General features: G+C 65.6%; 12 protein-coding genes and 1 other RNA gene. 8 read left to right on the forward strand and 5 right to left on the reverse strand.

The genetic code is table 11. The features are described 5' to 3' along the window. Nucleotides 1–61 precede the first annotated feature (61 nt). The 5 genes from G6P99_RS42875 to G6P99_RS42895 all read right to left on the reverse strand — a co-directional run bounded on the left by G6P99_RS42875 (nucleotide 62) and on the right by G6P99_RS42895 (nucleotide 2,755). Nucleotides 62–886: a TIGR00282 family metallophosphoesterase gene (locus G6P99_RS42875; protein WP_029077593.1), complete on the reverse strand. Its 825-nt coding sequence runs from the start codon at nucleotides 884–886 to the stop codon at nucleotides 62–64. Between the two features lie 2 nt (nucleotides 887–888). Next, nucleotides 889–1,467 (reverse strand): 5-formyltetrahydrofolate cyclo-ligase, encoded by a 579-nt coding sequence (locus G6P99_RS42880; protein ID WP_029077594.1) that lies wholly within the window; start codon nucleotides 1,465–1,467, stop codon nucleotides 889–891. Nucleotides 1,468–1,717: 250 nt separating this feature from the next. Then, nucleotides 1,718–1,878, reverse strand: a non-coding RNA gene (ssrS, locus tag G6P99_RS42885) — 6S RNA. A gap of 176 nt (nucleotides 1,879–2,054) precedes the next feature. Next, nucleotides 2,055–2,438, reverse strand: a complete 384-nt coding sequence (locus G6P99_RS42890) for a cell division protein ZapA (protein ID WP_029077595.1) — start codon at nucleotides 2,436–2,438, stop codon at nucleotides 2,055–2,057. Continuing rightward, nucleotides 2,435–2,755 carry a DUF4164 domain-containing protein gene (locus G6P99_RS42895; protein ID WP_029077596.1) on the reverse strand — a complete coding sequence of 107 codons (321 nt, stop codon included), beginning with the start codon at nucleotides 2,753–2,755 and terminating at the stop codon, nucleotides 2,435–2,437. The genes G6P99_RS42890 and G6P99_RS42895 overlap by 4 nt, the downstream gene beginning before the upstream one ends. A 334-nt stretch (nucleotides 2,756–3,089) precedes the next feature. On the opposite strand from G6P99_RS42895, the gene tkt reads away from it, so the two are divergent. The 8 genes from tkt (at nucleotide 3,090) to G6P99_RS42935 (ending at nucleotide 12,798) form a co-directional block, all read left to right on the forward strand. After that, on the forward strand, nucleotides 3,090–5,072 hold the full coding sequence (gene tkt, locus G6P99_RS42900; RefSeq protein ID WP_029077597.1) for a transketolase: 1,983 nt from the start codon (nucleotides 3,090–3,092) through the stop codon (nucleotides 5,070–5,072). A gap of 164 nt (nucleotides 5,073–5,236) precedes the next feature. Continuing rightward, a complete protein-coding gene (gene gap / locus G6P99_RS42905; protein WP_029077598.1) occupies nucleotides 5,237–6,244 on the forward strand; it encodes a type I glyceraldehyde-3-phosphate dehydrogenase in 1,008 nt (335 codons plus the stop codon). Between the two features lie 133 nt (nucleotides 6,245–6,377). Next, nucleotides 6,378–7,574, forward strand: a complete 1,197-nt coding sequence (locus G6P99_RS42910) for a phosphoglycerate kinase (protein WP_029077599.1) — start codon at nucleotides 6,378–6,380, stop codon at nucleotides 7,572–7,574. Nucleotides 7,575–7,712: 138 nt separating this feature from the next. After that, the gene (fba, locus tag G6P99_RS42915) at nucleotides 7,713–8,780 is read left to right on the forward strand and encodes a class II fructose-bisphosphate aldolase (RefSeq protein ID WP_026192208.1); all 1,068 of its coding nucleotides are present in this window, start codon (nucleotides 7,713–7,715) and stop codon (nucleotides 8,778–8,780) included. Between the two features lie 204 nt (nucleotides 8,781–8,984). Beyond that, nucleotides 8,985–10,025 carry a class I fructose-bisphosphate aldolase gene (locus G6P99_RS42920; RefSeq protein ID WP_165126423.1) on the forward strand — a complete coding sequence of 347 codons (1,041 nt, stop codon included), beginning with the start codon at nucleotides 8,985–8,987 and terminating at the stop codon, nucleotides 10,023–10,025. After that, the gene (locus G6P99_RS42925) at nucleotides 10,026–10,703 is read left to right on the forward strand and encodes a thiamine phosphate synthase (protein ID WP_029077601.1); all 678 of its coding nucleotides are present in this window, start codon (nucleotides 10,026–10,028) and stop codon (nucleotides 10,701–10,703) included. 7 nt (nucleotides 10,704–10,710) lie between these two features. Beyond that, nucleotides 10,711–11,784 carry a tetratricopeptide repeat protein gene (locus G6P99_RS42930; RefSeq protein WP_029077602.1) on the forward strand — a complete coding sequence of 358 codons (1,074 nt, stop codon included), beginning with the start codon at nucleotides 10,711–10,713 and terminating at the stop codon, nucleotides 11,782–11,784. 219 nt (nucleotides 11,785–12,003) lie between these two features. Continuing rightward, nucleotides 12,004–12,798 carry an inositol monophosphatase family protein gene (locus tag G6P99_RS42935; RefSeq protein ID WP_029077603.1) on the forward strand — a complete coding sequence of 265 codons (795 nt, stop codon included), beginning with the start codon at nucleotides 12,004–12,006 and terminating at the stop codon, nucleotides 12,796–12,798. The last annotated feature ends 9 nt before the right edge of the window (nucleotides 12,799–12,807 follow it).

Consider the following 12,807-nt stretch of genomic DNA (forward strand, 5'->3'; position numbering starts at 1 on the left):
GCGGAGCCTGTCATCGGGCGCGCGTTCGCGCGACCCGTTGGCTGCATCCGGGCTACAAGCTCTACGTCCAGAACCCCGGCACCGCGGGCTCGAGTCGTCCGCCGGCGCGCACCGGCGCGACCTTCACCGCAAGCCCGGTCGTATCGTCGGTCTCGACCGCGATGCCGCTGAGCGTGGCTGTGCCCGCGGCCGGTTCGAAACGGCCGGAGGGAATGCCGGTGAGGAAACGCTGCAGCGGCTCCTCCTTCTGCATGCCGATCACCGAATCATAATCGCCGGTCATGCCGGCATCGCTCATATAGGCGGTGCCGCCCGGCAGCACCTGGTGATCGGCGGTCGGCACATGGGTATGGGTGCCGACCACGAGGCTGACGCGGCCGTCGCAGAAGAAGCCGATGCCCTGCTTCTCGCTGGTGGCCTCGGCATGGAAGTCCAGCACGATGGCGTCGGCGCCCTCGCGCAACGGACAGGCCTCGAGCTCGCGGTCGATCGCGGCGAACGGATCGTTGGACGACGGCTCCATGAAGACGCGGCCGATCGCGTTGATGACCAGCGCGCGCTTGCCGTTCTTGGTGTCGATCAGGGTCGAGCCGCGGCCGGGCGAATGGCGCGGGAAATTCAAGGGGCGGATCAGGCGCGGCGCGCGCTCGATGAAGACCAGCGCTTCCTTCTGATTCCAGGCGTGGTTGCCGAGCGTGATCGCGTCGGCCCCGGCGTCGAGCAGCTCCTGGTAGATCGCCTCGGTAATGCCGAAACCGCCGGCGGAATTCTCGCCATTGACGATGACGAGATCGAGCGACCAGTCCCTGATCATGCCGGGAAGGTGGTCGGCGATGGCGGTGCGGCCGGTCCTGCCGACGACGTCACCAACGAACAGAATACGCAATGCTAGGGGCTCCGGAAATCGAACGTCTTGCGCTCGGTTAGCACATAATCCAGCGGGACGTCGTGCGACAACGCCGGAATAGCCTTGCTTTCCTGTGCAGCGAAGGCAATCCCGACCCCGATCACATGCTTGGCCTTTCGCAGATGCGCAAAGGTATAGTCGTAATAGCCGGCGCCATAGCCGATGCGGTGGCCGAGCTTGTCGAAAGCCGCAAGCGGCACCAGCATCACGTCGGGATGCACCTCGGGTGAGGCCGGCGACGGCTCGGGAATGCCGAGCGGCCCGAGCATCAGCCGGTCCTGCGGCGACCAGCTGCGGAAGGTCAGCGACTGGCCGCGCGCATTGATGCAGGGCAGCGCGAGCCGCGCGCCCTTCTCGGCCAGCTTCTTCATCAGCGGCGCCGGATCGAACTCGCTGCGGATCGGCGCATAGCCGGAGACGATCATGCCTTGCGTGATCTCGAACGGCGCGCCGCGCTTGGCAAGCGCCTCGGCCGCCGCTGCGCGCTGCTCGTCGCTCAGCGCATCACGCTTGGCGAGGGCAAGCGCCCGAAGCTCGGCCTTCGATGGAGCTGCGTGCATGATCCATCTTCCGCTGTCGTCGTCCGCGACAACGGACGATCCATCGTTCCAGAGACGCTAAAGCGCGATGAGCGCTTTAGCGTTCTTGTTTGAGCATGATCTTTTCGGAAAACCGCTTCACACTTTTCCGGATCATGCTTCAGCACCGTATGGCCAGGCCGCGGCGCACTGGACGCCCCGCTTCGCAGGGGACAGCGCTGCACCACAATCGAACCGCCGCCGCGCGACGACAAGGCAACAGCAAAAATAGTGCGAAGCCGCAGAGGCCGTTGGAGCGCTCGATCCCGGAGTTCCCTACGAAAGTAGGTGGGCACCATATGTCCGGGTCCACGGACCCGGCCAGGGACAGTTCCCTAAAGGATCGATAAGGCCCCGGGGATATATGGCTCCTGACGCACGACGCAGCTTCGCGAAGCCAATGTAGCGACGAAGTGCCGGTTCCGCCAGCGGCAAGAAACCGCGATTCTGGATCGTCCTCCCTGCGACCAAGGACGTCATTGCTAGCGAAGCGAAGCAATCCACCACCCCCCGCATATGCTGATGGATGGATTGCTTCGTCGCTATCGCTCCCCGCAATGACGCCTCGGCTACCCGATCGCGATGCCGCCGCCGATGGTGCGGTTGAGCACTTGGGTGGTGCGCTCGATCCGCTCGGCGGCGGCGTTAAGCGCGTTGGAGACCGCGGTCTGGGTGGCGCGGGCGCGGTCGGTGGCGGCGACGCGTGCATTACGCAGCTGCTCGACCTCTTCCTCGAGGCTGCGGAGGCGTGCGCTGGCATCGGCCAACTCGTCGCAGGCGGTCAGCGCCGCCATCACCGTGAGCCGCGCATCGCCGATCTCGCCGAACTTGCCGCGCAGCGATTCGACGCGCTGCTCGAGGTTTTCCGCGAGCTTGAGCAGCCGCACCTCCTGGCCTTCCTCGCAGGCCATCCGGTATTGCCGGCCATTGATGGTGACGTTGATGTGGCTCATCTGCTGTCTCCGCCCTCGAGCACGGCGCGAATGGTGCCGATCGCCGCGTCGAGCTTTTCCGCGATGTCGCGATTGACGCGCTCGAGCTTGCGCGTCTTGACCAGCGATCCGTCGAGTTCGTCGGCAAGTCTGGAGCGATCGGCGCCGAGCGCCTGGATCCGGCTCGCCAGTTCGTTTTCGTCGCGGTCGGCCTCGCGGCGCCGCTCCACCGAGCTTTCCAGCGCGTCGAGCGCAGCCATCAGCCGCTTTGTCGCAGCATCGATATCGGCAAGCGGTGCCTCGGTATTGCCAGACCCGTTGGCGAGACGATCACTCATGACACGCGGCGTGGACCTTTCTTGGGTTGGCTGGGTAGCCTGCTGGATATAAGCCTGCCGCACGGCAAAACTGGCGGTTCGGCAAGCGCTTACGGGACGAAATTTACGTGGCAAGCGAGCCGAGCGCAACGGCGCAGCAGAACTATGCACCGTTGAATGAAATAGGGCCATTTCGGGCAACTTTTCCCCGTTTTGGGGCGTTTCATCGCCTTGGACTTGCGGAATTGAGGTGCTAATCCACCCTCCAACCCGTAAGGCCATCCACGCGCGCATCGCGGCTGCCCGCCCCGATGCGTCCAGCAACCAGCTCCTCATTTCAGGCGGACTTTTCATCATGTCGCAGGTCGATCACACCCGTATGGCCAATGCGATCCGTGGCCTTGCCATGGACGCCGTCGAGAAGGCGAAATCCGGTCATCCCGGCCTGCCGATGGGCGCCGCCGATATCGCGACCGTGCTGTTCACCCAGTTCCTGAAATTCGACGCCGCCGATCCGGCCTGGCCCGACCGCGACCGCTTCGTGCTGTCGGCGGGCCACGGCTCGATGCTGCTCTATTCGTTGCTGTACCTCACCGGCAACAAGGAGATGACGCTCGACCAGCTCAAGCATTTCCGCCAGCTCGGATCGCTGACGCCTGGGCATCCCGAGAATTTCCACACCAAAGGCATCGAGACCACCACCGGCCCGCTCGGCCAGGGCATCGCGACCGCAGTCGGCATGGCGCTCGCCGAGAAGATGCTCGCCGCCGAGTTCGGCAAGAAGATCGTCAGCCACCACACCTATGTGCTCGCCTCCGACGGCGACCTGATGGAAGGCATCTCGCAGGAAGCGATTGCGCTCGCCGGCCACTGGCGCCTCAACAAGATGATCGTGCTGTACGATGACAACGGCATCTCGATCGACGGCCCGACCTCGCTTTCCGACTCCGTCGACCAGGTGAAGCGCTTCAAGTCCGCGGGCTGGGCCGCCGAACTGATCGACGGCCACGATCAACAGGCGATTGCGGCTGCCATCACCCGTGCGCAGAAATCCAGCAAGCCCTCGCTGATCGCCTGCAAGACCACGATCGGCTTCGGCGCACCGACCAAGGCCGGCACCGCGAAGGTGCATGGCGAGGCGCTCGGCGCCGAGGAGCTCAAGGGCGCCAAGGAGAAGCTCGGCATCTCGCTCGAGCCGTTCTCGGTGCCCGACGACGTGCTGAAGGCCTGGCGCGAGGCGGGTGCCCGCGGCGGCGCCGAGCACAAGGCCTGGGACGAGCAGTTCGCGCAGCTCGGCAACCGCAAGCGCGCCGAGTTCGAGCGCCGTCTGCGTCACGAGCGGCCGGCCTCGCTCGCCAAGGGCCTGCGCGCTTTCAAGAAGGGGCTCCTGGAAAATCCGCTCAACGTCGCGACCCGCAAATCGTCGGAAGCCGCGATCGAGGTGATCGCGGCTGCGATGCCGATGGAGTTCGTCGCCGGCTCCGCCGACCTCACCGGCTCCAACAACAACAAGGCGAAGTCGGCGGTGGGGTTTGCCGCCAAGACGCCGAAGGGCCGCTTCATCCATTACGGCATCCGCGAGCACGGCATGGCGGCGTGCCTCAACGGCATCTTCCTGCATGGCGGCTTCGCGCCGAACGGTGCCACCTTCCTGGTGTTCACCGACTATGCGCGCGGCGCGATGCGGCTGTCGGCGCTGATGGGCACCGGCGTGGTCTATGTCATGACCCATGACTCGATCGGCCTCGGCGAGGACGGCCCGACGCACCAGCCGGTCGAGCACCTCTCCGCGCTGCGCGCGATGCCCAACATGCGCGTGTTCCGTCCCTGCGACGCGGTCGAGACCGCCGAGTGTTGGGAACTGGCGCTCAACCGCATCGACGGACCGACGGTGCTGGCGCTGACCCGCCAGAACCTGCCGCAGCTCCGCACCACGGTGCCGAATGACAGCCCGTGCAGCCACGGCGCCTACGAGCTGGTCGCGGCGCAGGGTGACGCAAAAGTGTCATTGTTCGCGTCCGGTTCCGAGGTCCAGATCGCGGTCGAGGCGCAGAAGCAGCTCGCCGGACGCGGCATCGCGACGCGGGTGGTCTCGGTGCCGTCGCTGGAATTGCTGCTGGCGCAGCCTGCCGAGCGGCAAAATGCCATCATTGGCAACGCCCCGGTCAAGATCGCGATCGAGGCCGCGGTGCGCTGGGGCTGGGATGCCGTGATCGGGCACGATGGCGAATTCATCGGCATGCACGGATTCGGCGCAAGTGCCCCGGCGAAGGACCTTTTCCCGCATTTCGGCATTACCGCGGAGGCCGTCGTTAACGCTGCCCTGAAGCGCGTCTGACGCTGGCCTGACACCCGCCGGTCAAAGGTTGAGCTTGCCGCGAAAAAGGATTACCAAAGCTCCATCTTTTCCGCTCGCGTCCGGCTGAACCGGGCGTTCCGCCGTAAAAGCTTCGTGGGAGCCCTCCCGCGGGGCTGGCAGCAGCTTTTAGAGGAGACAACAGCATGGCAATCCGCGTCGCGATCAACGGGTTTGGGCGTATCGGCCGCAATGTGTTGCGCGCCATCGCCGAGTCCGGCCGCAAGGACATCGAGGTCGTCGGCATCAACGACCTCGGCCCGGTCGAGACCAACGCGCATCTGCTGCGCTTCGATTCCGTGCATGGCCGCTTTCCGGGCACCGTGACCGTTGACGGCGACTCGATCAGCCTCGGCGACAACAAGATCAAGGTCTCGGCCGAACGCGATCCCTCCAAGCTGCCGTGGAAGGCGCTCGGCGTCGACATCGCGCTGGAATGCACCGGCATCTTCACCGCCAAGGACAAGGCCTCGGCGCACCTCACCGCCGGCGCCAAGCGCGTGCTGGTCTCGGCACCGGCCGATGGCGCTGACGCCACCATCGTCTACGGCGTCAACCACGACACGCTGACCAAGGATCAGCTCGTCGTCTCCAACGGCTCCTGCACCACCAACTGCCTCGCGCCGGTTGCAAAGGTGTTGAACGAGACGGTCGGCATCGAGACCGGCTTCATGACCACGATCCACGCCTATACCGGCGACCAGCCGACGCTCGACACCCTGCACAAGGATCTCTATCGCGGCCGCGCTGCGGCGATGTCGATGATCCCGACCTCGACCGGTGCGGCGAAGGCGATCGGCCTGGTGCTGCCGGAACTGAAGGGCAAGCTCGACGGCGTCTCGATCCGCGTGCCGACCCCGAACGTCTCGGTGATCGATCTGAAGATCGTCGCCAAGCGCGCCACCGACGCCAAGGAAATCAACGAGGCGATGAAGCGCGCCGCCGAGCAGCAGCTCAAGGGCATTCTGGGCTTTACCACCGCGCCCAACGTCTCGATCGACTTCAACCACGATCCGCACTCGGCCACCTTCCACATGGACCAGACCAAGGTGCAGAACGGCACGCTGGTGCGGGTGATGGCCTGGTACGACAATGAGTGGGGCTTCTCGAACCGCATGGCCGACACGGCCGTCGCCATCGGCAAGCTGATTTAACTCACGTCTCGTGTCCCGGACGCGGTGCAGCGTCGAGACGCTGCACCGCTGAGCCGGGACCCATTCAACCCAAGGTCCCGGTCCTGCACAGCCGCACTTCGCGCCGCTGTGCGCCGGGGACAAGAGACCTCCCATGACAAAATCATTCCGCACCCTCGACGACGTCGACGTGAAGGGCAAGCGCGTGCTGCTGCGCGTCGACCTCAACGTCCCCATGGAAGGCGGCCGCGTCACCGACGCCACAAGGCTCGAGCGCGTCGCCCCCACCATCACCGAGATTTCCGACAAGGGCGGCAGGGTGATCCTGCTCGCGCATTTCGGCCGGCCCAAGGGACGCGATCCCAAGGAGTCGCTGAAGCCAGTCGCTGACGCGCTGTCGCAAGTGATCAAGCGCCCGGTCGCCTTCGCCGACGACTGCATCGGTGATCCTGCGGCCAACGCGGTTGCGGCCCTCAAGGACGGCGACATCCTCTGTCTGGAAAACACCCGCTTCCATAAGGAAGAAGAGAAGAACGACGCCGGCTTCGTCGCTGATCTCGCAAAGCTCGGCGACATCTGGGTCAACGACGCCTTCTCCGCCGCGCATCGCGCCCACGCCTCGACCGAAGGCCTCGGCCACAAGCTGCCGGCCTATGCCGGCCGCACCATGCAGGCCGAACTCGACGCGCTCGGCAAGGCGCTGGAAGCACCGACCAAGCCCGTCATCGCGATCATCGGCGGCGCCAAGGTCTCGACCAAGATCGACCTGCTGGAAAATCTCGTGAGCAAGGTCGATGCGCTGGTGATCGGCGGCGGCATGGCCAACACCTTCCTGCACGCGCAAGGCATCAACGTCGGCAAGTCGCTCGCCGAAAAGGACCTCGCCGCGACCGCGCTGCGGATCATGGAAAAGGCCAACGCCGCGAACTGCGCGATCATCCTCCCGGTGGACGCCGTCGTCGCCAACCAGTTTGCCGCCAATGCGCCGTCGCATGCCTATGGCCTCGATGCGATCCCGGCCGACGGCATGATCCTCGACGTCGGTCCGCAGTCGATCGCGCGGATCCATTCCGCGATCGACGACGCGGCGACGCTGGTGTGGAACGGTCCGCTCGGCGCCTTCGAGCTGACGCCGTTCGACCGCGGCACCGTGGTGTCGGCCAGGCATGCCGCCGAGCGCACCAAGAGCAAGAAACTGGTCTCGGTCGCCGGCGGCGGCGATACCGTCGCGGCGCTGAACCAGGCGGGCGTGGCGGGCGATTTTTCTTACGTCTCGACCGCGGGCGGCGCGTTTCTTGAATGGATGGAAGGCAAGCCGCTGCCGGGCGTCGAAGTTCTGAAACACGGCTGATTGAGAGCATGATCCGGAAAAGTGTGAAGCGGTTTTCCGAAAAGATCATGCTCAAACAGAGAGTTAAACCGCGATGACGATTCAACCTAAGCTCATCGCGCTTCAAACCCGCGAACGCGCACTACAGGGAGAAATGGAATGGCTCGCATAACGTTGCGGCAACTGCTCGATCACGCGGCCGAGCACGATTACGGCGTACCTGCCTTCAATATCAACAACATGGAACAGGCGCTGTCGATCATGGCGGCGGCCTCCGAGGTCGACGCGCCCGTCATCATCCAGGCCTCGCGCGGCGCGCGGTCCTACGCCAACGACGTCATGCTCAAGCACATGATGGACGCCGTCACCGAGATCTACCCGCAGATCCCGGTCTGCGTGCATCTCGACCACGGCAACGAGCCCGCCACCTGCATGACCGCGATCCAGGCCGGCTTCACCTCGGTGATGATGGACGGCTCGCTGAAGGCCGACGGCAAGACCCCGGGCGACTGGGATTACAATGTCGGCGTCACCCGGACCGTGACCGGCATGGCCCATCTCGGCGGCATTTCGGTCGAAGGCGAGCTCGGCGTGCTCGGCTCGCTCGAGACCGGCATGGGCGACAAAGAAGACGGCCATGGCGCCGAGGGCAAGCTGTCGCATGACCAGCTGCTGACCAATCCCGACGAGGCCGTGAAGTTCGTCCAGGAGACCAAGGTCGACGCGCTCGCGATCGCGATGGGCACCTCGCACGGCGCCTACAAGTTCACCCGCAAGCCCGACGGCGACATCCTCGCCATGAACGTGATCGAGGAGATCCATCGCAAGCTGCCGAACACGCATCTGGTGATGCACGGCTCCTCGTCGGTGCCGCAGGAGCTGCAGGAGATCATCAACGCCAACGGCGGCAAGATGAAGCCGACCTGGGGCGTGCCGGTCGCCGAGATCCAGCGCGGCATCAAGAACGGCGTGCGCAAGATCAACATCGACACCGACAACCGGATGGCGATGACCGGCCAGATCCGCAAGGTGCTGAAGGACAATCCGGAAGAGTTCGATCCGCGCAAGTACCTGAAGCCCGCGATGGAGGCGATGACCAAGCTGTGCAAGCAGCGCCTGCAGGAGTTCAACACCGCGGGCCAGGCCAGCAAGATCAAGAAGGTGCTGACCACGGCGGAAATGGCCAAGCGCTACGCTGCGGGCCAGCTCGACCCCAAGGTCGCCTAAAGAGGTCGCCTGACGAGAGATCGCTGACACCATATTGCCCGAAACATTAAGGCGGGACACCGGCTCCGACGCAGTTGGAAACGGTGTCCCGGGGCTTGATCGCCGACTGCGACAAACAGCGGCCGCGACGAACGTTTTCTAGGCATTTGCCCGAGAACCGCCTATTTTGGTTTGCAAAGGCAATGCGCTCTGGAGAACGTTTCCATGAACCTCGCTGACCTCAACAAAGTTGCCCTCGCCATGGTCACCCCGGGCAAGGGCATCCTTGCCGCCGACGAATCCTCCGGCACCATCAAGAAGCGGTTCGACGCCATCAAGGTCGATTCGACCGAGGACAATCGCCGCGACTATCGCGAGATGCTGTTCCGCTCGCAGGAGGCGATGAGCAAGTACATCTCCGGCGTCATCCTCTACGACGAGACCATCTGGCAGGATGCCAAGGACGGCACGCCGCTGGTCAAGCTGATCGAGCAGGCGGGCAGCATTCCCGGCATCAAGGTCGACGAAGGCACGCAAGCCCTGCCGAACTGCCCGGGCGAACTCGTCACCGTCGGCCTCGACAAGCTCGCCGAACGGCTGAAGAAATATTACGAGCGCGGTGCGCGCTTTGCGAAATGGCGCGCAGTGATCGATATCGGCTCGGGCGCCGGCAGCCGCGGCGTCCCCACCATGACCGCGATCCGCGTCAATGCGCATGCGCTGGCGCGCTATGCCGCGCTGTGCCAGGCCGCGCAGATCGTGCCGATCGTCGAGCCGGAAGTGCTGATGGACGGCGATCACGACATCGACCGCTGCTACGAGGTCACGCAACGCGTGCTGAACCGCACCTTCCAGGAATTGCGGGTGCAGCGCGTCGCGCTGGAAGGCATGATCCTGAAGCCGAACATGGCGATCTCGGGCAAGAAATGCCCGAAGCAGGCGTCGGTGCAGGAAGTCGCCGAGAAGACCATCCGCCTGCTCAAGAGTTGCGTGCCGGCCGCAGTGCCCGGCATCGCCTTCCTCTCCGGTGGGCAGAGCGACGAGGAAGCGACCGCGCATCTCGACGCCATGAACAAGATCGGCCATTTGCCCTGGCGGCTGACCTTCTCCTATGGCCGTGCGCTACAGGCGGCGCCGCAGAAGGCGTGGTCCGGCAAGCCCGACAACGTCCCCGCGGGCCAGTGCGCCTTTTCGCACCGCGCCCGGATGAACGGGCTGGCAAGCACCGGCAATTGGGAAGCCGGCCTCGAAAAGCAGGCGGCATAGTTGGCGACCAAGCCCGTTCCGCCGCGGCCAGCGCCGCGCCTCTATCTGGCAACGCCGCCGCTCGACGAGCCCGCGCAGCTTGCGGCCGAGCTTGCCGAGCTGCTCGCCGCGGCCGACGTCGCGGCCGTGCTGGTGCGGCTGCGCGAGAGCGATCCGCGCAGCATGATTTCTTCCGTCAAGGCGCTGGCGCCGGCGGTCCAGAACGCCGGTGCTGCGCTGCTGATCGACGGTCATCCGGATATCGTGGCCCGCGCCGGCGCCGACGGCGCGCATCTGACCGGCATCGCCGCGATGGAAGAGGCGATGCCGTCGCTGAAGCCCGACCGCATCGTCGGCGTCGGCGGGCTCGCGACGCGCCACGATTCCATGGCCGCGGGCGAGGCCGGTGCCGACTATGTGCTGTTCGGCGAGCCCGATGCCAGGGGACAGCGGCCCTCGACCGAGGCGATCGCCGAGCGGCTGCAATGGTGGGACGAATTGTTCGAGCCGCCTTGCACAGGCTTTGCGACCTCGCGCGAGGAGGCCGAGGCGTTCGCATCGGCCGGCGCGGATTTCGTGCTGGTCGGAGATGTTATCTGGTCCGATCCGCGCGGCGCCAAGGCGGCGCTCGTCGAGATCGGCGAAGCGATTGCGCAGGCCCATGCCAGCACATTCGGCACGGCCAAGGCCGAGGGATGACGCCGGAATGAAGTCCCTGCGTCCGATAGGTGTTGCGCTCGGCTGCACGATGCTGGCGAGCGGCGCGATGGCGCAGCTCTCGATCACGCCGCCGGCCCAGACGCCGCCGCCTGCGCAGAAGGAGGCGCCGAAAGAGAAGCCGAAGGTGCATGCGCCGGTCGCGAAGAAGCCAGTGCCGAAGCCTGCCGCCTCGGCGACGCCCACCCCGACGCCCTCGCCGACCCCGACGCCGGACGATCCCAATGTCGACCTCGTCTACGGCGCCTATCAGCGCGGCATGTACAAGACGGCGTTCGACCTCGCGACGGCGCGCGCGCAGAACAACAACGATGCCAAGGCGATGACGATGCTGGGCGAGCTCTATGCCAACGGGCTCGGCGTCAAGCGCGACTACGTCAAGGCCGACGAATGGTACAAGCGCGCCTCCGATGCCGGCGACCGCGAGGCGATGTTCGCGCTCGCGATGATGCGGATCGCAGGACGCGGCGGCACGGTGGACAAGGATTCCGCGGTCAAGCTTTTGGCATCGTCGGCCAAGCTCGGCGAACCCAAGGCGGCCTATAATCTTGCGCTGCTCTATCTCGACGGCCAGACCCTGCCGCAGGACCTCAAGCGCTCCGCCGAGCTGCTGCGGATGGCCGCCGACGCCGGCAGCCCGGAGGCACAATACGCGCTCGCGACCTTTTACAAGGAAGGCACCGGGGTGCCGAAGGACCTCGAAAAGGCGGCGCGGCTGCTGCAGGCCGCCTCGCTGGCCGACAATGTCGATGCCGAGGTCGAATATGCCATCGCGCTCTATAACGGCTCCGGCACGCCGCGGAACGTGCCGGCGGCGGTGGCTATGCTGCGCAAGGCGGCCCGGCAGAACAGCGCGATCGCGCAAAACCGCCTCGCCCATGTGCTGGCGACCGGCGCCGGCGCCCCGGTGGACAAGGTCGAGGCGCTGAAATGGCACACCGTCGCCAAGACCGCGGGCAAGGGCGACCCCGATCTCGACGACATCCTCGCCGATATGAGCCCGGAAGACCGCGCCAAGGGCGAGGCTGCTGCCCGGAAATGGATCGGAAACAACGTCAAATGACGCCTTGACGGGGCGGCCTCCAGAGGGCACCCAGTCCAGCAATCTCCGACGCCGCAAGCCGTTCCCCGTCATCCTGAGGTGCGAGCGGAGCGAGCCTCGAAGGATGCGCGGCCCGGCTGGTGGCTGTCGATCCTTCGAGACGCGCGTTCCGCGCTCCTCAGGATGACGGGACCACTTTGAACCCGCCGTCAGCTCAATCGCACCGAAGAAGCCGCCATCATGCTCTACTCCGCCCTCATCAATGTCATGGTCAAGGCCGCGCGCCGCGCCGGCCGCAGCCTCAAGCGCGACCTTGGCGAGATCGAACATCTCCAGGTGTCGCTGAAGGGGCCGGCGAACTTCGTCTCGCTCGCCGACAAGCGCGCCGAAGAGATGCTCTACACCGACCTCGAAAAGGCCCGGCCCGGTTACGGGTTCCTCGGCGAGGAAGGCGGCCAGCGCGAAGGCTCGGACAAGAGCCACACCTGGATCGTCGATCCGCTCGACGGCACCACCAACTTCCTGCACGGCATCCCGCAATTCGCGATCTCGATCGGGCTGAAGCGCGAGGACACGATCATCGCCGGCGTGATCTACAATCCCGCCAATGACGAGCTCTACATCGCTGAGCGCGGCAAGGGCGCGTTCCTCAACGACCAGCGGCTGCGCGTCGCCGGCCGCCGCCAGCTCAATGAATGCGTGGTGGCCTGCGGCCTGCCGCATATCGGCCGCGGCAATCACCAGCTGGCGCTGCAGGAGATGGCCGCGCTGCAGACCAAGGTCGCGGGCTTCCGCCGCTTCGGCGCCGCCTCGCTCGACCTCGCCTTCGTCGCCGCCGGCCGGCTCGACGGCTTTTGGGAGCGCAATCTGCAGCCCTGGGACATCGCGGCGGGCCAGATCATGGTCAGGGAAGCCGGCGGCACCGTCTCGGGCATTCAGGGCAATGACGACCCGCTGCAGACCGGCCACGTCGTCTGCGGCAACGAGTTCGTGCACGGCGAGTTGATCAAGATTTTGAAACCGCTCGGGCAGTAGCACGACGGC

It is taken from the genome of Bradyrhizobium sp. 6(2017) (genome assembly GCF_011058295.2).
In the GTDB taxonomy this organism is placed as follows: Bacteria; Pseudomonadota; Alphaproteobacteria; order Rhizobiales; family Xanthobacteraceae; genus Bradyrhizobium; species Bradyrhizobium septentrionale.